Annotated in this window: 14 protein-coding genes; 2 read left to right on the forward strand and 12 right to left on the reverse strand. The window is 53.1% G+C overall.

All coding sequences use genetic code 11. The features are described 5' to 3' along the window. Window positions 1–222 precede the first annotated feature (222 nt). Complete coding sequence (locus ACTRC3_RS00950; protein ID WP_440320872.1) at window positions 223–675, forward strand: FMN-binding protein; 453 nt, start codon at window positions 223–225, stop codon at window positions 673–675. 99 nt (window positions 676–774) lie between these two features. On the opposite strand, the gene glgB is transcribed toward ACTRC3_RS00950, so the two are convergent. The 3 genes from glgB to ACTRC3_RS00965 form a co-directional block, all read right to left on the reverse strand. Next, window positions 775–2,814: a 1,4-alpha-glucan branching protein GlgB gene (glgB, locus tag ACTRC3_RS00955; protein WP_440320873.1), complete on the reverse strand. Its 2,040-nt coding sequence runs from the start codon at window positions 2,812–2,814 to the stop codon at window positions 775–777. A 74-nt stretch (window positions 2,815–2,888) separates the two neighbouring features. Continuing rightward, entirely contained in the window at window positions 2,889–4,241 is a 1,353-nt protein-coding gene (locus ACTRC3_RS00960) for an alpha-amylase family glycosyl hydrolase (RefSeq protein WP_440320875.1), read from the reverse strand. Between the two features lie 37 nt (window positions 4,242–4,278). Next, window positions 4,279–4,857, reverse strand: coding sequence for a TetR family transcriptional regulator (locus ACTRC3_RS00965; RefSeq protein ID WP_178038339.1), 579 nt, complete (start codon window positions 4,855–4,857; stop codon window positions 4,279–4,281). A gap of 246 nt (window positions 4,858–5,103) precedes the next feature. Here ACTRC3_RS00965 and pfkB point away from each other — a divergent pair, with 246 nt between their 5' ends. Beyond that, window positions 5,104–6,036 (forward strand): 1-phosphofructokinase, encoded by a 933-nt coding sequence (gene pfkB, locus ACTRC3_RS00970; protein WP_440320876.1) that lies wholly within the window; start codon window positions 5,104–5,106, stop codon window positions 6,034–6,036. 116 nt (window positions 6,037–6,152) lie between these two features. Here the strand turns inward: pfkB and ACTRC3_RS00975 are convergent, their stop codons facing one another. The 9 genes from ACTRC3_RS00975 to ACTRC3_RS01015 form a co-directional block, all read right to left on the reverse strand. Further along, window positions 6,153–7,535 carry an MATE family efflux transporter gene (locus tag ACTRC3_RS00975; RefSeq protein ID WP_440320878.1) on the reverse strand — a complete coding sequence of 461 codons (1,383 nt, stop codon included), beginning with the start codon at window positions 7,533–7,535 and terminating at the stop codon, window positions 6,153–6,155. 1 nt (window position 7,536) lies between these two features. Then, complete coding sequence (locus ACTRC3_RS00980) at window positions 7,537–9,963, reverse strand: hypothetical protein (RefSeq protein ID WP_440320880.1); 2,427 nt, start codon at window positions 9,961–9,963, stop codon at window positions 7,537–7,539. A 153-nt stretch (window positions 9,964–10,116) separates the two neighbouring features. Then, window positions 10,117–11,562 (reverse strand): helix-turn-helix domain-containing protein, encoded by a 1,446-nt coding sequence (locus ACTRC3_RS00985; protein ID WP_440320881.1) that lies wholly within the window; start codon window positions 11,560–11,562, stop codon window positions 10,117–10,119. A gap of 16 nt (window positions 11,563–11,578) precedes the next feature. Further along, window positions 11,579–11,992, reverse strand: a complete 414-nt coding sequence (locus ACTRC3_RS00990) for a zinc ribbon domain-containing protein (RefSeq protein ID WP_440320883.1) — start codon at window positions 11,990–11,992, stop codon at window positions 11,579–11,581. A 36-nt stretch (window positions 11,993–12,028) separates the two neighbouring features. Next, window positions 12,029–13,219: a hypothetical protein gene (locus ACTRC3_RS00995; RefSeq protein ID WP_440320885.1), complete on the reverse strand. Its 1,191-nt coding sequence runs from the start codon at window positions 13,217–13,219 to the stop codon at window positions 12,029–12,031. Between the two features lie 3 nt (window positions 13,220–13,222). Then, complete coding sequence (locus ACTRC3_RS01000; RefSeq protein ID WP_440320886.1) at window positions 13,223–14,815, reverse strand: Hsp70 family protein; 1,593 nt, start codon at window positions 14,813–14,815, stop codon at window positions 13,223–13,225. Window positions 14,816–14,843: 28 nt separating this feature from the next. Continuing rightward, window positions 14,844–16,454, reverse strand: a complete 1,611-nt coding sequence (locus ACTRC3_RS01005) for an Ig-like domain-containing protein (protein WP_440320887.1) — start codon at window positions 16,452–16,454, stop codon at window positions 14,844–14,846. Then, window positions 16,435–17,019: a hypothetical protein gene (locus tag ACTRC3_RS01010; RefSeq protein ID WP_440320889.1), complete on the reverse strand. Its 585-nt coding sequence runs from the start codon at window positions 17,017–17,019 to the stop codon at window positions 16,435–16,437. The genes ACTRC3_RS01005 and ACTRC3_RS01010 overlap by 20 nt, the downstream gene beginning before the upstream one ends. Beyond that, window positions 17,020–17,655: a glycohydrolase toxin TNT-related protein gene (locus ACTRC3_RS01015; protein ID WP_440320890.1), complete on the reverse strand. Its 636-nt coding sequence runs from the start codon at window positions 17,653–17,655 to the stop codon at window positions 17,020–17,022. It abuts the gene before it with no gap. Window positions 17,656–17,663: the final 8 nt, after the last annotated feature.

Genomic DNA, 17,663 nt, shown 5'->3' on the forward strand with positions numbered 1-17,663 from the left:
TATGCTATAACAAGGCAGGGGATGTGTATTTATCTGTGCGCATCGTTTATCTGACACTGTATGTCCTCCGCGGACGCATGGTCCGCAGCGGAACATACAGCGTCCGCTAAAAAGCTGCACACATGATAATATACACACTCCCTGCCTTTCTACATCATACGTATATCCCGCTTCCCTCCCGCATATCCTATAACAATCGAATCCCCCGCAGGAGGGCTTTCCTTGAGTTCGAAAACCAAAATTGTCGTGCTCCGCATGAAGGAGCTCATTTACACCGGAATCTTTGTGGCGTTGGGAATCCTTCTGATTCTGCTGCTGGTCTACATGTTCGCGCCGAAGGGCAAAAAGAGCCCCGCATCTGCCGATGCTGCATACACCCCCGGCGTCTACACCTCGTCCATCACCCTGGGCGGCAACGCCGTAGACGTAGCTGTCACCGTAAGCGAGACCCGCATCGAATCCATCGCCTATAATAACCTGAGCGAAGCCATCGAAACCATGTACCCCCTGATGCAGCCCGCCCTCGACAACCTGGCGGACCAGATTTGTGAAACCCAGTCCCTGGACGGTCTGGACTACTCAGAGGACACTCAGTACACCTCCCAGGTAATCCTCGGAGCCGTGGAGCGGGCGCTGGAGAAGGCGGCTGCGCCGCAGGCAGACGATACACCCTGACCAAATAAACAGAAACCAGGCCGTTTTACAAATATCTTTCTTTATCAGAAATGATATTGCAAAACGACCTGGTTATTTTATACTCTTATCCTTTATTCTCTAAAACTCAAACACAGCCACTCCATACCCCGGCAGCGGATAGGCGATCGAATAGGGCTGACCGTCGCACTCGCCGACCTCGGCCTTGTAGACGGTCGGCTTCTCTACGTCGCTTCCGCCAAACTCCGCCGCATCGCTGTCCAGAACCAGCCTGTACTGCTTCTTTTTCGGCACGCCCACCCGGTAATCGGGGCGCTCCACCGGCGTGAAGTTGCAGACAAAGAGCAGGTTCTTCTTCCGCGCCTTGTCGAAGCGCATGAAGGAGAAGATACTGCGGTAGCCGTCGTTGGCATTGATCCACTGGAAGCCATCGGGATGGGTATCCAGCTCGTAGAGAGCCGAATGCTTCTGGTAGAGATGCAGCAGCGCCTTCACAAAGGCCTGAAGCTCCCGGTGCTCGTCCTGCTCCAGCAGATACCAGTCAAGCTCTCTGGCCTCGCTCCACTCCTGAAGCTGTGCAAACTCCTGACCCATAAACAGCAGCTTCTTACCCGGGTGACCCAGCATAAACGCGTAAGCCGCCTTCAGGTTCGCGAATTTATCCTCGTACTCGCCCGGCATCTTATTGATCATAGAACACTTCAGATGTACCACCTCGTCGTGGGACAGCACCAGAATATAATTCTCGCTGTAGGCATAGGTCATGGCGAAGGTCATCATATTATGCGCGCCCTTCCGGAAATAAGGATCCAGCTTCATATATTCCAGGAAATCGTTCATCCAGCCCATATTCCATTTGAAGGAGAAGCCCAGACCATCTTCCTCGGGGCTGCCCGTCACCATGGGCCATGCCGTAGACTCCTCGGCGATAGTCACCGCGCCCGGGTTGCGGCCCAGCAGCACGGAATTCAGATGCTTGAAGAACTCGATGGCCTCCAGGTTCTTATTGCCGCCGAACTTATTCGGAATCCACTGGCCGGCCTCCCTGCCGTAATCCAGGTACAGCATGGAAGCCACCGCGTCCACGCGCAGGCCGTCCACATGGAACTCCTCGACCCAGTACAGGGCATTGGCAATCAGGAAGTTCTTCACTTCGTTCATCTCGTAGTTAAATACCTTGGTGCCCCAGTCGGGATGCTCGCCCTTTCTGGGATCCGGATATTCATACAGGGGCTGGCCGTCAAAATCCGCCAGACCATGGGCGTCCTTGGGAAAATGAGCCGGTACCCAGTCCAAGATGACGCCGATCTTCTTCTGATGCAGGTAATTGATCAGATACATGAAATCCTTCGGGCTGCCATGGCGGGAGGTGGGCGCATAATAACCGGTCACCTGATAGCCCCAGGAGCCGTCAAAGGGGTGCTCCGCAATACCCATCAGCTCCACATGGGTATAACCCATCTCATGGACATAATCCGCCAGCGCGTGTGCCAGCTCCCGATAGTTATAATAACCGTCCTCGTCGGGACCGTGGGGATGCTTCTTCCAGGAACCCGGATGCACCTCATAGATAGCCATGGGCTCTTCCTTCGGATCCTTCTTTTTCCGCTTCTCCATCCAGTCCTTATCCGACCACTGAAAACCGGAGATATCGGATACTTTGGACGCGGTTCCCGGACGCATCTCCGCCTCGGTTGCGTACGGATCCGCCTTGTAAAGCAGACTGTGATCCTGCGCCTCAATCAGATATTTATAGAGGCAGCCAAGCTGTACGCCCGGCACGAACACCTCCCAGATTCCTAATGGATCCAGCCGGCTCATGGGATGGCTTGTCTCATTCCAGCCGTTGAATTCGCCGATGACATGCACCTGCACCGCATGGGGCGCCCAGACTGCGAAATGCACTCCCTTCTGTCCTTCATATTCGGTCAGGTGCGCACCCAGCTTCCGAAAGATATCGTAGTGATTGCCCTGTCCGAACAGATACTGGTCAAAATCGCTGATGAAGCAGGATACCTCCGGCTTCTGTGCCGTTGCTGTCCCGGTTTCTGTTGCCTTTACTGCAGCTATTTTCTTCGGTTTATTTCCCTGTGCGGCTCTCTTCGCCGCCTTTTCTGCCTCTCTTACCTTGGCGTCCGCCCGTGTTCTCTTACCCTTCATAATCTCACCCCTATTTAACTATAAATACCGGATTCACTTTCTCACGCCTTCAGCAGTAAATGCTTCAGGCTGATTTAACAAATTACAAATATTGCACTGCCATACGCGGGCATTTCCCAGATAATCCTGCCGTCCCGGAGCTCTGCGTCCGTACCGGTCAGTGCTTCCTGTGCGCCTGATGCGGACACCGGGCAGTTGATTTCCACGTGGACCGGGTTCGCATCGTTGTTCACTGCTGTGATTACAGCCTCATTTCCCAGGATTCTGGCAAATGCGTACTGCCTGTTCGTCAGAAGCAGCTCCCGATACACGCCGTCGGTCAGTGCCGGATTCGCCTGACGGATGGCACCCAGTTTACATAACAATCCTTTTAGCTCCGGAATCGGCGGATTGGCCTCCATCTCGGAGAGTACCAGGTGGGGCCGCAGACCATCGTCGCAGGCTCCCTCTTTTCGGCCTTCCACGCCCCACTCGCCGCCGTAGTAGACAGATGGGATACCGGGCAGTGTGTACAGTAACGTGTATACTGACTGTAAAAAGCCCTTTTCATTTAACTTATTGACGATACGATCTACGTCGTGGTTCTCTACAAAGGAATAGAGTCTGCATCCCTTGTAAATGCCGCCGTTCGCGTCGAACTGCCGTCTTATGGTATGGGCGATTTCGAAATAATTATGATCATTGTGGCCGGAATACAGACCCTTCCACAGCTCATAATTGGTCACCGAATGAAGCGTCTCATCGTTGACCCACCGGGCGTAATCTCCGTGAATCACCTCGCCCATGAGCCAGAAATCCTCCTTTTTCTGACCGGTCACCCAACGCAGCTCCTTCATGAAATCAAACTGCAGGCAGTCTGCACAGTCTAGGCGGATACCGTCGATATCGAATTCGTCAATCCAGAACCGCACCACATCCAGAAGGTAATCCTTCACGCCCCGATCCCAGAGATTCAGGTTCGCCAGTTCGAAGCAGTTGTGCCATGCCTTGTAGTAAAAGCCGTCGTTGTAATGGGTATTGCCCTCGAAGCTCACGTCCTGATACCAGCAACGGTACGGGGAATTCTCCCGGTTTTTCTGAATATCCCGGAATGCGAAAAATTCGCGGCCGGTGTGATTAAAGACGCCGTCTACCACCACCCGGATGCCATTTTCATGGCAAAGCTTTACGAAATGCTTAAAATCCTCATTGTCGCCCAGGCGGCTGTCCACCTGCTTATAATCCCTTGTATCGTAACCGTGGCTGGTGGATTCGAACAGAGGTCCGATATAGGTCGCTGTGAATCCGCACTCCTTCATGTGCCGCACCCAGTCGTCCAGCTCCCGCAGCCGGTGGGTCACGCCGTCCTCCGTGTGGGTCTTGGGCGCGCCCAGAAGTCCCAGCGGATAAATATGATAAAAAATGGCTTCTTCATACCATTTGGCCATCTTTTTCTGCCTCCCTTTGTAAGTCTTTTTTTATCCGTTATGAATAAATACCATGCATGAACTGGTGCACCAGCGCCTCAATCTCCGCCTCGGTGATCTGTACGTCTTCACGCTTACTGGTCTCCTGCTTCATGACAATGTAATACAGAACCAGGCCGATGAAGCCGAGGGAAAACTGCCGCTGCCGCCCGTGCATATTGCCTAAGTCCGCTGAGGCGTCGATGAAAATCTCTTCGATCTGCCGCTGCAGGCGGAACACTAGGGGGCGCACGGCCTTATAAGCGTCATTTCCCTTTGCCGAATGGTAGAGCGCCACGAAAAGCGCCGAAAACTTCGGTTCCCGCGCCACAAAGGCCGCCGCCGTCCGAGCCGCCGCGCACAGGGTATTCTTCAGGTCGCCGCGGTAAGCGCACGCCTCACGAAGCTCCGCCGCGAAGGCCTCGCTCCGGCTCGTCAGCAGCTGTTCCAGAAGACCGTATTTACTTTTAAAATAATAGTACAGCGTCGGCTTCGTCACGCCGGATCGCTCCGCGATCTCCTGGACGCCCACTGCGTCGTAGCCCCTGGTATAAAATAAATCCAGCGCTGTCTCAAGAATGGTTTCCCTGTTGTCCATATGTGTGTCCCTCCGGTAAGAATCCCCTTTCCAGGCTCTTCCGAGATACCAGAATTTCCGCCGGTTCTGTTTCTATTTTCATTATATACCGAGCGGTATAAAGCGTCAAGGTTTCCGCCAATCTTTTCCTTTCTTTTTTATATTTCAGAATTTTCCATCAACATTGACTTTCTTTTCTGTATTTTCTATAATGAAAGACAGAGGGAGAGACGTGAATCATCTGTAAGAAAGGATAGTTAGGTATTTATGGTATTATCTGTAACTTTGAATCCCTGCATCGACAAAACTATTTATCTGGATAATCTGGAAATCGGCGCTTACAACCGGGTGAAGAATACCCGCGTAGACCTGTCCGGAAAAGGACTGAATGTGAGCACCGTGCTGAATAACCTGAAAGAAGAAACCATGTGCATGGGACTGAACTTCCGTGAAAGCGGCAATACTCTGGAACATGCCATGACAGCCCGGGGCCTGCAATACTATTTTGTCCGTTCAGAGGGCGCTATTCGAACGAATATCAAGCTTTTTGACCAGTCCAACCACATCATGACTGAGGTCAATGAGGCCGGACCTAACGTCTCCTTCGCTGCCATCGAAAAGCTGGTGGACGAAATTGATGTGCGACTGGATCACACACATATTCTGGTGTTAAGCGGCAGCGTGCCGCCCGGCGTCCCCGCCAATATCTATCAGCGCCTCATCCACCTGGCCCACAAAAAAGATGTCAAGACTGTGCTGGACACCACCGGTGAACCGTTCCGGCTGGGACTGGAAGAAAAGCCCTTCCTGATTAAGCCCAACAGTAAGGAATTTGAGCAGGCCTTCAAGAACGAACTGAAATCCGGCAAGGGTCCCCTCGAGGTTGCCCGCCAAATCGTAGATGGGGGCATCCCCTATGTCTGTATTTCCATGGGCGCCGACGGCGCGCTATTGCTGGATCAGGAGCACACCTACCGGGCGAAAGCCATTCCTGTGGAGGCCAAGGGCCTGACCGGCGCCGGCGATTCCATGGTGGCCGGTATGTGCTATGCTCTCCGCAAGCGCCTGGGCACCGCCGATATGCTCCGCCACGCCATGGCCTGCGCCGCCGGTTCCGTCCGCCAGGAAGGCACCCTGCTGGCCCGGGAGGCCGATGTGAAGGAGCTTCTGCCCCAGGTGGAGCTGGAGATTATTGCATGACTGTTTTTTGAAAATAGTTCTGACAGCAAAAGCGTTCAGTTGACATAACTCTTTCTCCTGAACGCTGAATATCCGAAAATACGGTACCGCTAGCCCTCTACAGACTGGCGGTACTTTTATATCTGCCCTTTCTTCTCTTTTGCTTTCTCCATCGCTTCCGTCTCCCGCACTATCCCCGGAAATGTTTTCAAAAACAGAACCGTCGTCATCGTCGCGGCTATCACATCCGCAGCCGGCTCTGACAGGAACGCCGCTTCCGCGCTCACCAGCATCGGAAGCAGTATCAGGCAGGAGAAATAAATCAGCTTCCGGAAGGCCGAGCAGAACAGCGCCCGCCTTACATGGCCGAGAGCCGTCGTTTCGTCCACCAGCGGATACTGCACCGCCAGGGGCACAATCATGGCGGTAAATACTTTGATGTACCGTACAGATCGCAGCTTGATTTCCACGTCTTTCGTAAACATGCTCACATAGAGCGGCGACAGCGTGTACGTAAATACCATCATCAGACTGCAGAAAATCACGCAAAGTCCGGTGATGCACCAAATGGCTTTTCGAATCCGTCCCGCATCACCCCTGCCATAATTAAAGCTGACCACCGGCTGACTGCCCAGAGTAATCCCGCTCATGGGCATGGTAATGAGCAGAAGGTAGCTCTGCACAATGGTGGCGCAGGTAACCAGAATATCCCCCTCGCCCGGCCCCCCATAGCGCTGCAGCACCGTATTCAGCACAATCAGCAGGATACTGTCGCTGGCGATAATCAAAAACGGAGAAAATCCGAAGCTTATGATTTTCCGCATCGTCTGTTTGGCAAAGCCGCCCCAGCCAAGTCTTATGGGCATTCTTTTTCCCCGCAGGCTCACCAGCACAAAGACGGCGGAAGCAAGCTGAGACAAAACTGTCGCAGCAGCCGCTCCGGCTACGCCCATATGGAAGCCGAAAATAAAAATGGGATCCAGAATAATATTCAACACTGCGCCCAACATGACCGTCACCATGCCAAGTCCTGAAAAGCCCTGGGCTATCAGAAAGCTGTTCATGCCCGTGGATAACAACGCAAATACGGTTCCCAACGTATAGATGGTCACATAGGTGTTCGCATAAGCAAATGTGGCCTGACTCGCGCCAAACCACATCAGAAGCTTCTCCTTCGAAGCCAGAAATCCAAGGGTCAGAATCACTGACGTCACCAGAAGCATAAAAAAGCTGTTATTCAATATCTTCTGTGCTTCCCTCTCGTCCCCGGCTCCCATCCGCATGGCCATAATCGGCGATCCGCCAAGGCCAATCAAGGAAGCGAAGGAGGAAAGAAGCGTAACAATCGGCGCGCAGACGCCCACTCCGGCCAATGCCAGACTTCCCACACCTGCGCCGATGTACATTCGATCCACGATGGAATACAGGACGCTTACGAACTGAGCCATCATGGTCGGAATCGCCAGCCGCAGCACCAGTGGGAATATCGGATCCTTTCCCAAATCATTTGTATGTCTCATTTTAAATCTCAAAATCCTTTTCCAACAAAATGGTATGACCAAACTCATCCAGTCTGCTCTTCTTCACCTTGCCAAAAAGTCCTTTCTTACCACCCCGGTCAATGGCTTCGTCTACCATCTCCTTGACCTCGGCCACGTTGACCAGGTGATCGCTGGTCTGGTTGTTGCCAATCCGGTTGTAAAGGGCCAGCACCGCCATCTCGTCCAGAACACATTCCTGCTCCAGCGCATAGGACTCTCCGAAGGCTACCAGCTCCTTGTTGGTAAACACCGGAATATCAATGGTCCGGGTAAACTTGGCGCCCAGGCTCTCACAACGGATGAACAGCTTGCGGATCTCCTCTTTCTCATCCTCCAGGATGACCAGAAGGCCGCCGGTCTTACGGGTCATGGCGTGGGACAGCTGTACGGCAGTCTCACTCCTCAAAGCTCCAGCTTTTTCAATCAGCAGGGCTCCGCCGCCCAGCTTCTGAATCACGCCGGATACATTCTTACCGTTCAGGTTATCCGCCGGTATCTTGGCCATCTTCGCGCCCTTAATGCGGCGCTGCTTCTGCAGTGCCTTTACGATATCGGCCGCCAGCGTGGTCTTGCCATTGCCGCTCTCGCCGGTGATGACGATATTGCCAAGCAGAGAATCGTCCCTGCGTTCTTTCCGCATCCGATCCTCTTCCAGGAGGGCTGCCAGCTGCTGGTTCATGCCCCGCACAGAGGTGAAGTACGCGAACAGCTTCTTCTGCTCCTCGGAAAGCTGTCCGGAGGGCAGGGTCGCTACGGTTTCTTCCAGATCCTTTTTCAGGTTGTCCAGCATGGGGGAGATGTACTCTCTCTCTGTCTCTTCCTCTTCCGGCTGTGACTGCTCCTCAGGCGCCGTCGCCTCTGTCTGCGCAGGCTGTTCTTCTTTTACACCTTCCACTACAGTTTCTGCTGCAGGCTCCTCTGTCGCGGCTGCTTCACTCGGCGCTTCCAGAATCTCCAGAATCTCCTGCGGCTCTTTCACTGTCCCGACAGTATCCACAGACTGCTCCGCAATTTCTGTCTTCTCCGGCTCACGCTCTGTCTCGACCTCTGACGGTGCTTCCAGAACCTCCAGAATTTCCTGCGGTTCTTTTCTATTATCCACCGCTTTCTCCGGTTCTTTTTTCTCCACAACAGACGCTTCCGTCTGCGGCTCCAGCGCCGCCTTCACCGTCTGCGATGAGCTGTCACGCTCGATGGGATCCACATGCACCTTATAAGGATACCGTCCTTCAATCTCCTCGATCAGACGCAGTACCTCCTCCGGCACCGTCTGCTTCACTTCAATATTCAGTTCCGGCAGCTGTCCGGTAGCGCGCAGGTGTTCCCGTTCTTTCTTCCTTGCTTCATCACGCTTCGCCGCCTCCGCAATGGCTGCCTCCGTCTCACGCTTCTTTTCTTCCCAGCTGCTCAGCACGTCTTCGATGCTCATCTGGCCGGTGATCTGTTTCTCTACGACGCTCTCGTCCGGATCGAAGGTAATCTGTCCGGTATTGGTCTGTCCCAGAAACCCCGAAGGCTTTACAGGCTCTGAAGGCTCTTTTTTCTCCCGCAGAAGCTTATCCGGATCCACGGCCTCAAACTGCTGCGCCTCCCGCACTTCCGGTACCTCTTCCGGAGCTGTCGGAAGCTCTTCCTCCGGCTCCTCCGGGCTCAGTTCTTCCGCCTGCTCCTCATGGTGCAGCTCTTCCTCAATATAATCCTGCACGCCCTCCGCCAGGGCTGCCTGCAGATTCACGGTATTGAACTTGTCTTCCATATTCACGGGCCTGATCTCAATATCCTTTGCCCGCTCCTCACCCACCATCTGGCGGTACTTCTCTTCCTGGGACGCGGTCAGCGGCTGTATTTTCATCTTCAGCTTCATGGCCTTGCGCACATACTCGCCCTCGCTGAACCACAGGATCAGATCGTCGCACTCCTCCACACATTTTGAGAGCATACCGTCCTGATAATACAGCTCTGCCAGCTCATAGGCCCATTGCTCCTGATATTCCCGGCTCTTATACTCCTCCAGAATCGCGATCTGATCCTCGATGGCAGCGCCTCTGCCCTTGTAAATCTTGTATTTCAGCACGTATCGGCCCAGATCGTGGGGCGCGATCTTCACGAACTCCTTGTACAGATCCACCGCCTCGTCATAATCCTCCATCCGGACTGCCAGCTCTGCCATCCTGTATACAATCATACGTCCGATGGGCGCGCAGTCATAGGCGATATTCAGAATCTCGTAGCTGTCCTCATAACGCTCCGAGTATTCATAGGCCTCTGCCACCTCCATCAGCAGTCCCACATTGTGAACCTTTCTCCAGTCGATGGAGTCCGCAATCTTTGCCGCCGTCTCATAATCCTTTTTATCCAGCAGCTTTTCCAGCTGCTCTGTCTTTATCTGAAATTCATATTTATCCAATGATATTCACCTCAGCCATTCCGTCCGGCCATTTCTTTTTACAATCCATTTTAGTGTATCACAGGAGGGATCCCTTGTCAATTTACATACACCCGGACAGAACCGAAAAAACGGCGTCCGGAAAAGCGTTTCCACCTTTCCGGACGCCATTTTTTATCCGTTGGTTTTCTCCATCATTTCATCTATCAGTTTCAGTGTTTCTTCTTTGCTCCGCACGTATTCACTCTTTGGCAGAAACAGCACAAAATCCATAAATTTTCTGCCAAGAATCGGCTCGTCTATATGGATATTATAAAACCGCTCATCTCCCACGTAACGCTGCAGTGTAAAGATATCCACCTTATTTCTGGCACTGACGGTGAAGCTCAGATAAGGCGGAAATACCAGCAGATCCTCACAGATAATCCGGCCCATGATACTGTCATCCGCTATTGCTTCCCGGAGCCTGCCCACAAGGAACAGCCGTTCCTCCATAGACAGGGGCTCTATCGCTTCTCTGGGAATGTCGCAAATGATACCGTTGTCCAGGAATTCTCTCAAAGCTTCCTCATCAAAGAACGTATAGTAATCCCCCGTCACTCTGGCCAATTCAGAAAACCGCCGCTTACTCTCCTCTACCAGCTTTTCCCGGAACGGAAAATTCTTCCGTATCTTTTCCTCAATCAGCTCCGGCGTATAGAATTTCCCCATACAGGGCTGACGCATAAACGTATAATAAGAATTTTTCTCAACCGTCTCCGCATAGGTCTTAAGAATCGCAAAAATGTCCTCCTGCACCTGCAGAAGCGGCGAGCACTGCTCTATGGCCTGCCGGAAAAAATACTGATAATGATCCAGCATTTCCCCGGAGGACACCAGACAGGCTGTCTCATAATTCTCCGAGATCAGCAGTACTCCTGTCGCCGTAATCAGATAGTACGGAAACGGCGTCGCCACCACCTCATATTTATTATAATAAAAATACGAATGGTACCGGGTCGAGGCTGTCAGTGCCAGCGGCAGAACCCGCCCCAGAATCTCCAGTCCCTCGCTTCCCTGGGTCTCGTCTGCTGCCCCATAGGGTATGATATGGGTAATCTTAAGCTTTGTCCTGTACTCACTGAATACATTATACAGGTAATACATGGTAAAGCCGTCATCTGCAGGCAAAAACAGAGATAGCTCCGGTTCTTTCTCCTGAAGCTCCTGATCTATCATCCGGCGAATCCGGTTCCGCACCGCATAGATCCCGGAGAGCAGCTTCGGTTCTTCCTTCTCATTTTCTTCCTCTCCGGATTTTACCGTTACAACCAGCTTCTCCTTCTCCTCCGGAACCGGCAGATTGGACAGATCCTTTAAAATCCGTACAATGGTTTTGCGGGCCTCAAAACAGCGTGGTCCCTGAATTTGCATATCGTAATATTCATAAAAGATCTTCTGCTCATGAGGCGTCAGACGCAGATAGGCCGCCAGCTTTTTAACCGCAGGATACGGCAGCGTCCGCTCACCGCTCAGCGTTTTATGAAGCGAGGTCCGCTCGATCTCCGCGCCGCGGGCCACCGCAGAAATACTTTCTCCCGACTGCTCTATCAATTTTCGCAACAAATCTCCGAATGTCATAGCTTACTCCCAGATTTTAATGCTTCTTTTTCGTAATCCAGCGAACCGGATGTCCCTGCGCATCTGTCCGGTACATACCAAACAGGATTCCAATACAAGTATAGCATTGATAGCATGAAAGAGACAGAAGAAAGATTAGAAACTGAATCATTCCTCCCCCATCGAAATTGAAAATTCCGTCCACACTGGATTTCACCTGTTCCAGAATTCCGTATTTGGCCGCTATCTCTGCTGCCTCCTCGTCATAACCCAGCCATTTCAGATGGGCTCCGTTGGGCGCTCCTATCCATGCCCGGACAAACAACATGGCGCGGGAACGACATACGTCCTCCGCATGAAATTTCTCTGTCGCCTCCATCAGCTGCGCACCGCATTTTTTACAGGTTACGTCTCCCTTTAAAACAATTGCTCCACATTTCGGACACTGCATAATTCTGATTCCTCCTCATAATATAAAAATAATTTATCATTGACCCCGCAGCACGCTGTATACCATATCAAAGGGCATTACCGCCAGGGTGTAGAGCCAGCCTTCGCCGGTCTCCTTATAACCCCGGTAATAATCCCGGTTCAGCTGCCATCTGGGCAGATAACTGTTTTTGTCGATCACCTTCCGGAACACCAGGAAAAGTCCTGCCACAGCCAGGAAAATCAGCGCGACGCCGCTTCCCTTCAAAAGGCTGATAAGACCTATCAGCCCCATCACAGCGCTGACGCCCAGGTAGGTCTTTTTGATGACCTTGCTCTCCTCGTCATACTCCCGTTCCCCGTAGTATTTCACATCCTCCAGGGACGCCTTTGTATAATCATCCTGGTAAATACGGTTTGCCATGCTGACCAGCTCCAGGCACCTGTCATAATCTGCCTGGTCAATGATCATCTGCATTTCCGCCTCCGTATCATAACGGTAGCAGTAGTTGGCAAGCTCAATCAGGTTATAGGCCATCTGCTGCCGGTATGCGGTATCGCTGGGATGCTGCTGTATATAGGTTTCCATGGTACGCTTTCCCAGCTCCGGCTGTTCCGCGTGGAAGTACAGGTACGCCTGCTCCGCCTCAAACCGGGTGCTTCCCCGGAACTGCTCCAACGCCTGATTCAAAAGGTTCTGGGCCTCCGGATACTGCTCCAGCCGGATACGGGTACGGATACTCAGCCACCAGAGATTCTGTGCTCCCCCGTAGATTTCCGTGCCCTGATCCAGAGTTTCCAGCGACTCCAGATAATCGCCCTGCATAAACTGGGAGCGGCTGATAATCTCATATGGCTCGTCGGAATTGGCGTGATTGTCAATTGCCTCCCGGGCTGCTTCTATCGCCTGCTGGTAGCGCTGCCGTTCAAAGTATTTACGCGCGCGCTCCAGAGCGTCCTTCACCTCGCGGGTCTTCTCATAGTTGACCTGACCTGCGCGGATTGCAGCGTCAAGCTCTATGTCATACTGCTTCCGCCTTTCCGCGTTAAGCAGGATCTTCCGGGCTTCTCTGAGGCATTCTTTATTCTCTTTCAGCTCTTTCTTCGCCTCAATGTTACCCGGCTCCGTCGTACCTTCCATCTCGGTCAGCATGTTGGACCACTCTGCTATCTTTTTCTTAATTTCCTTCTCCGTCATGGAGCGTTCCAAATCGAACATGCTATAATAATCAACAAATGCCGCAGCCATTTTCTAATCCTCCCATCCGATATTCAATTTACCCAGATGCTGCTTCGCTTCCTCCATCTCCTGTTCGCTCATATTGGAAGCGCGGGCAATCCGCATTTCGCCCAGATTCTCATTATCCTGCAAATCAATCACATGGACGTGGATGATGCCATCCCCGTCGCTGCTTACTACCACCCGGATCGGCGATCCCTTGGGCTTGGGCCGCAGCTTCAGTTCTGCCTCGCCCACAATGGTTGTGTACCGCAGCTCCGTCCGCTCTCCCTGGGTGACCTGAATCAGCAGCTGTTCCTGGTAATCGGCCACCGTACAGTAATCTGCGCTGACCTCCGCCGGAATTACGGTGTTTTTCGGAAGGATGACGGAATTTTCCTGTTCTCCCATTTCATTTTCCACGACGATTCCGATACCGTGGACGGTGCGGTCGATGAAGGTATAGCTGTCCTTCATCTCGGGTATGGCTTCTGTATCAAAAACAGTTGGCTCGCCGTTCTCTTTCCTTCCCGTATTCCCGGGTTCCTGCTCCTGCTTCTTCGCGCCTGCTTTCACGCGCTCTACCGCATCGTAAGCCGCGCCGATGGCTACTGCCTCGTCCGGATTGATTTCCAGGGAAGGCATGATCTGCGTCTCCTCATAAATCATATCTTTTACCATGGGGATCCGGGTAGAACCGCCCACCAGCAGTATCTTATCCAGATCCGAATACTCCAGACCGGCCTCGTCCACTGCCGCTGACAACAGACAGGTAGTGTCGTAGAGATAGGGTTCGATCATTTCCTCGAAAGCCTCTTTCGTCAGCTCCCGCACAATCTTCTTTCCCCCTGCGGACAGACTCATGCGCACCTTGCTTCTGCCGGAGGACAGGGTCTTTTTGGCCTCCTCCGCGTTCATCAGAAGCTCCTGCTTTGCATCCGGCTCCTTCTCGATATCCACGCCCTCAGACAGGGCTTCCTTCTCGAACCATTTTACAATCTGGCTGTCAAAATCATAGCCGCCCAGCTCCGCGTTTCCTCTGGAGGACAGGATCTCGATGACATTGCCGCCATACTGTACGATACTCACGTCAAAGGTTCCTCCGCCCAGATCGTAGACCAGTACATTCTGCTTCTTCTCGCCGCCCTTGGCGATACCGTAGGCCAGAGCCGCAGCCGTGGGCTCATTGATCATGCCCAGTACCGGAATATGCGCCATATCCGCGGCGTCCTTGGTCGCCTGCCGCTGGGCGTCCGTAAAGTAAGCCGGAACCGTAATAACTGCGCCCAGTACCTCCTCGCCCAGAGCCGCCTCCACATCCTTCTTGAGCTTCTGCAGGACAATGCTGGAGATTTCTTCCGGCCGGTAACCATTCCCGTCTATCTGATAGCGCACATGGCTGTTGCCCATGTCTCTTTTTGCAAAGGCCACAAAATGTCCCGCGTCCAGTACGCTTTCTTTTTTGGCGTCCCGTCCCACGATCGCGTTACCGTCCTCAAAATAGACTGCCGACGCGGTGATCCGCTCTCCCTCCTGGTTGCTTATGATCTGGGGGTTGCCATCCGCGTCGATATACGCCGCTGCGGAAAATGTGGTTCCCAAATCAATTCCAATGTATTTACCCATAACATCCTCCCATTTCTCTTCCTCGTTTTTATCCGAATAAACCAAAGAATTTCTTTTTCGGCGGCTCCGGCGGGGGATTCCCGCGTCCTACTACCACATGAAACTGTTCCCGGAAGCGCTTTCCGGCATTTTCCACGATAATATCCGCCTCGCCGTCGGCCACGCCTGTGATCTGACCATCCCCGGCATTGACCGTCATCAGATCGGTGCTGCTGAAGATCAGCCTGCCGTCGATGGCTCCCTCCGGCTCCACACGGCAGCGGATCTGCCTGGTCTCACCCACCTTCAGACGCACCGGCTCGCTCTTGTCAAAGGGCAGGGAAAAGCCGGTCAGATAGGGCTTTACCTCCACGCTGCAAAAAGCGGAAACCTTCTCCGCAGCGCAGTAGATCCGGCAGGCTCCCGGAGACAGCGCCTTTACGGTCCCACCTGCTGTCACGGTCGCTACCTGTTCCTGATCGCTGTACCATTGCACACGGTCCGCATTGTCCGCATTCTCCGGCTGCCAGCTGCAGCTAAGCCGCAGGATATCGCCCACGCCGATGGCCTTGCTGTAATCGGAAAGCAAAAGGTCCCGAATCCGGTTCCGTCTGTAGACCTCGAAGCTCAGCTCGCATAAGGGCTCCGCCGATCCCTTTTCGAAAATCCGCACCCGGGTTTTTCCTGCTTTTTCGCCAAATACCCGCTGCTGATTGCAGGTGACGATACCCGGAAGCTGATATTCAAAGGTCAGCCCGGAGATCTCCACGCCCTCCGGCTCCGTCTCGATGGTAAAGGGTTCGCTGGTGCCAAGCTCGACGCGTTCCGGCGCTTTCACATAGATACAGGGCTTCACCGCCAGCAAAGCCTCCAGCTTCCGGCCTGTCTGCGCGTCCCTGACGCTGCGGCGCAAATCTAACGCGTACACTGCGAAGCATTCTGCCAGGGGAAATAACAGCAGACAGTCGAAAATTACCGGGAAAAAGTCTTTTTCCGTAATTCCGTAGACAAAACTACGTCCGGTCACGCTCTGAAAGCCAACTGGGCCGGTCTCAGTGAGAAGAAAGGCGTAGCTGCGGCTATTCAGCCGCTCCACTGCTTCTTCCTGCTCCTCCTCCGAATCGCAGAGGGCAAACACCACTGCGTCCCGGTCGAGCCCGGAGAGCTCCGTCCATTCCGCCGTATGAACTGCCACGTTGCAATACTGGTTTTTTACATCCAGCTCCTGAAGCAGCGGCTTCCATTTTTCCAGCGTTTTCTTCGTGCCGGTGAAAACTGCTGAAATAACGCGCTGTGGCAGACGGGGCAGATTGTTCTCCTTCATCAGACGGCTCAGGGCAATCATCCGTTCCTGCAGAGGCTTCTGGATCTGAAAGCTCTGCGTCTCCAGCGCAAGACAATGCGGATATGTCCTGAAAATGGTTTTCAGAATCTCCGCTTCCTCCTGCCTTCCCGTGTAGACCACCCGGTAATCCTCTCCCAGCTCCCGGTACAGAAGCTCCGGCAGGATGCTGCACCAGCGGTAAAAGGGCTCATTCATATACTGGAGAATCGCGCTGTTCCGGGAAATACTTTCCCTGCCGTTCAGCAATACGGTCATTTTCCGGGTATAGCAGGAATACGTAATAAAATAGGTATAATTACAGTTCCAGTTCGTCATCGTCTATCTCTGCTCCCTGTTTTGTTTCCCGGCTATATTCCGCTTCCTCGCCATGGGTTTCGGGTTCATCCGGATCCTCGGTATCATCCGTGCTGTCCTCGCCGTTATCCAGCTTCTGGCCGTGTTCATCCAGGTTGTGTGCCTCTCGAAAATCCTTCGCCGTTTCAGCCATCCGGGAATTGGTGTCCGCCTTGCTCTCCGGCGGAAGCTCCCAGGGATTGCTTTTCTCTTCTCCATCTGACTCCTCTTTTTCATCCGATTCGTCAGACTCGTCAGTTTCCCCTGCTTCTTCCGTCTCATCGCCTTCGTCCGTTTCTTTCGACTTAAACATGGAGCTTAGTTTATCTTTGATCTTGTCCGCTATGGACATCTTCTCTTCCCCGGAATCTTCCCCCTCGTCTGCGTCCTCTCCGTCCTCCGGGGAATCCATGTCGCCTTCCGCGTCGTCCATATCCTCTGTATCATCCATATCATCCACATCGTCCATGTCGTCCGCGTCATCCATATCATCTACGTCATCCACGTCATCATTCTGCTCTGTTTCATCAAAATGTCCGATTTTCATCTATTTCTCCTCCTTCTTTTTCAAAAATCCCATCTCTATCAAATCCTCCACACAGATCTGGGAGCGGTACTGAACCGCCGCCTTCCTTTCTTCATCCTGCTCCTCCCGCTTCTCGTCAAAGGGCTGGGGCGCAGCCTTACTTTCCACTACCCAGAAGGGCTTTACTACCTCATAGCTCTGCCGTTCCAGCTTATCCTCCGAAACATTCAGATGCAGATCCTGAAAATCTGTTCCGGGCTCCGTCAGATAACGGCCTTCCTCAGAACCCCAGCGTTCCAAAACCTTTCCCTCGGAAAGCAGCGTTTCCTTTTCTGTATTCTCCACCGCGTCCTTTCCATAGTTCAAAAGTCCTGCGGAGTGGAGTCCTGTTTTCAGGTAATCGCTGTTTTTCACAGACGGATCATCCAACCGCTTCATGGCCCGCTCATTTACATAGCCGGGATCGTTGTTCCAGATATCCTGAAGCTCTTCCTCGGAATAGCTGCGTTCCACATCCTCTGTCTCCTCCGGAAGCTCATCGGTATTCTCATCCAGATCCTCCAGCTCGTTTTCATATTTCCGCTTCTGGCGCTCCTCCTGCAGCTGCCGGACGCGCTCTGCGCTTTCCGGAAGCTCTGAAAATCTTCCTCCCCGCATCCTCTGCC

The sequence above is a fragment of the Laedolimicola sp. genome, assembly GCF_051972735.1.
Classification (GTDB): Bacteria; Bacillota; Clostridia; order Lachnospirales; family Lachnospiraceae; genus Laedolimicola; species Laedolimicola intestinihominis.

What these genes read in the sequence shown, in the direction of transcription:
- glgB (WP_440320873.1), bottom strand. Translation starts at nt 2,814, where the DNA reads ATGAAGGGTAAGAGAACACGGGCGGACGCCAAGGTAAGAGAGGCAGAA.
- ACTRC3_RS00960 (WP_440320875.1), bottom strand. Translation starts at nt 4,241, where the DNA reads ATGGCCAAATGGTATGAAGAAGCCATTTTTTATCATATTTATCCGCTG.
- ACTRC3_RS00965 (WP_178038339.1), bottom strand. Translation starts at nt 4,857, where the DNA reads ATGGACAACAGGGAAACCATTCTTGAGACAGCGCTGGATTTATTTTAT.
- pfkB (WP_440320876.1), top strand. Translation starts at nt 5,104, where the DNA reads ATGGTATTATCTGTAACTTTGAATCCCTGCATCGACAAAACTATTTAT.
- ACTRC3_RS00975 (WP_440320878.1), bottom strand. Translation starts at nt 7,535, where the DNA reads ATGAGACATACAAATGATTTGGGAAAGGATCCGATATTCCCACTGGTG.
- ACTRC3_RS00985 (WP_440320881.1), bottom strand. Translation starts at nt 11,562, where the DNA reads ATGACATTCGGAGATTTGTTGCGAAAATTGATAGAGCAGTCGGGAGAA.
- ACTRC3_RS00990 (WP_440320883.1), bottom strand. Translation starts at nt 11,992, where the DNA reads ATGCAGTGTCCGAAATGTGGAGCAATTGTTTTAAAGGGAGACGTAACC.
- ACTRC3_RS00995 (WP_440320885.1), bottom strand. Translation starts at nt 13,219, where the DNA reads ATGGCTGCGGCATTTGTTGATTATTATAGCATGTTCGATTTGGAACGC.
- ACTRC3_RS01000 (WP_440320886.1), bottom strand. Translation starts at nt 14,815, where the DNA reads ATGGGTAAATACATTGGAATTGATTTGGGAACCACATTTTCCGCAGCG.
- ACTRC3_RS01005 (WP_440320887.1), bottom strand. Translation starts at nt 16,454, where the DNA reads ATGACGAACTGGAACTGTAATTATACCTATTTTATTACGTATTCCTGC.
- ACTRC3_RS01010 (WP_440320889.1), bottom strand. Translation starts at nt 17,019, where the DNA reads ATGAAAATCGGACATTTTGATGAAACAGAGCAGAATGATGACGTGGAT.
- ACTRC3_RS01015 (WP_440320890.1), bottom strand. Translation starts at nt 17,655, where the DNA reads ATGCGGGGAGGAAGATTTTCAGAGCTTCCGGAAAGCGCAGAGCGCGTC.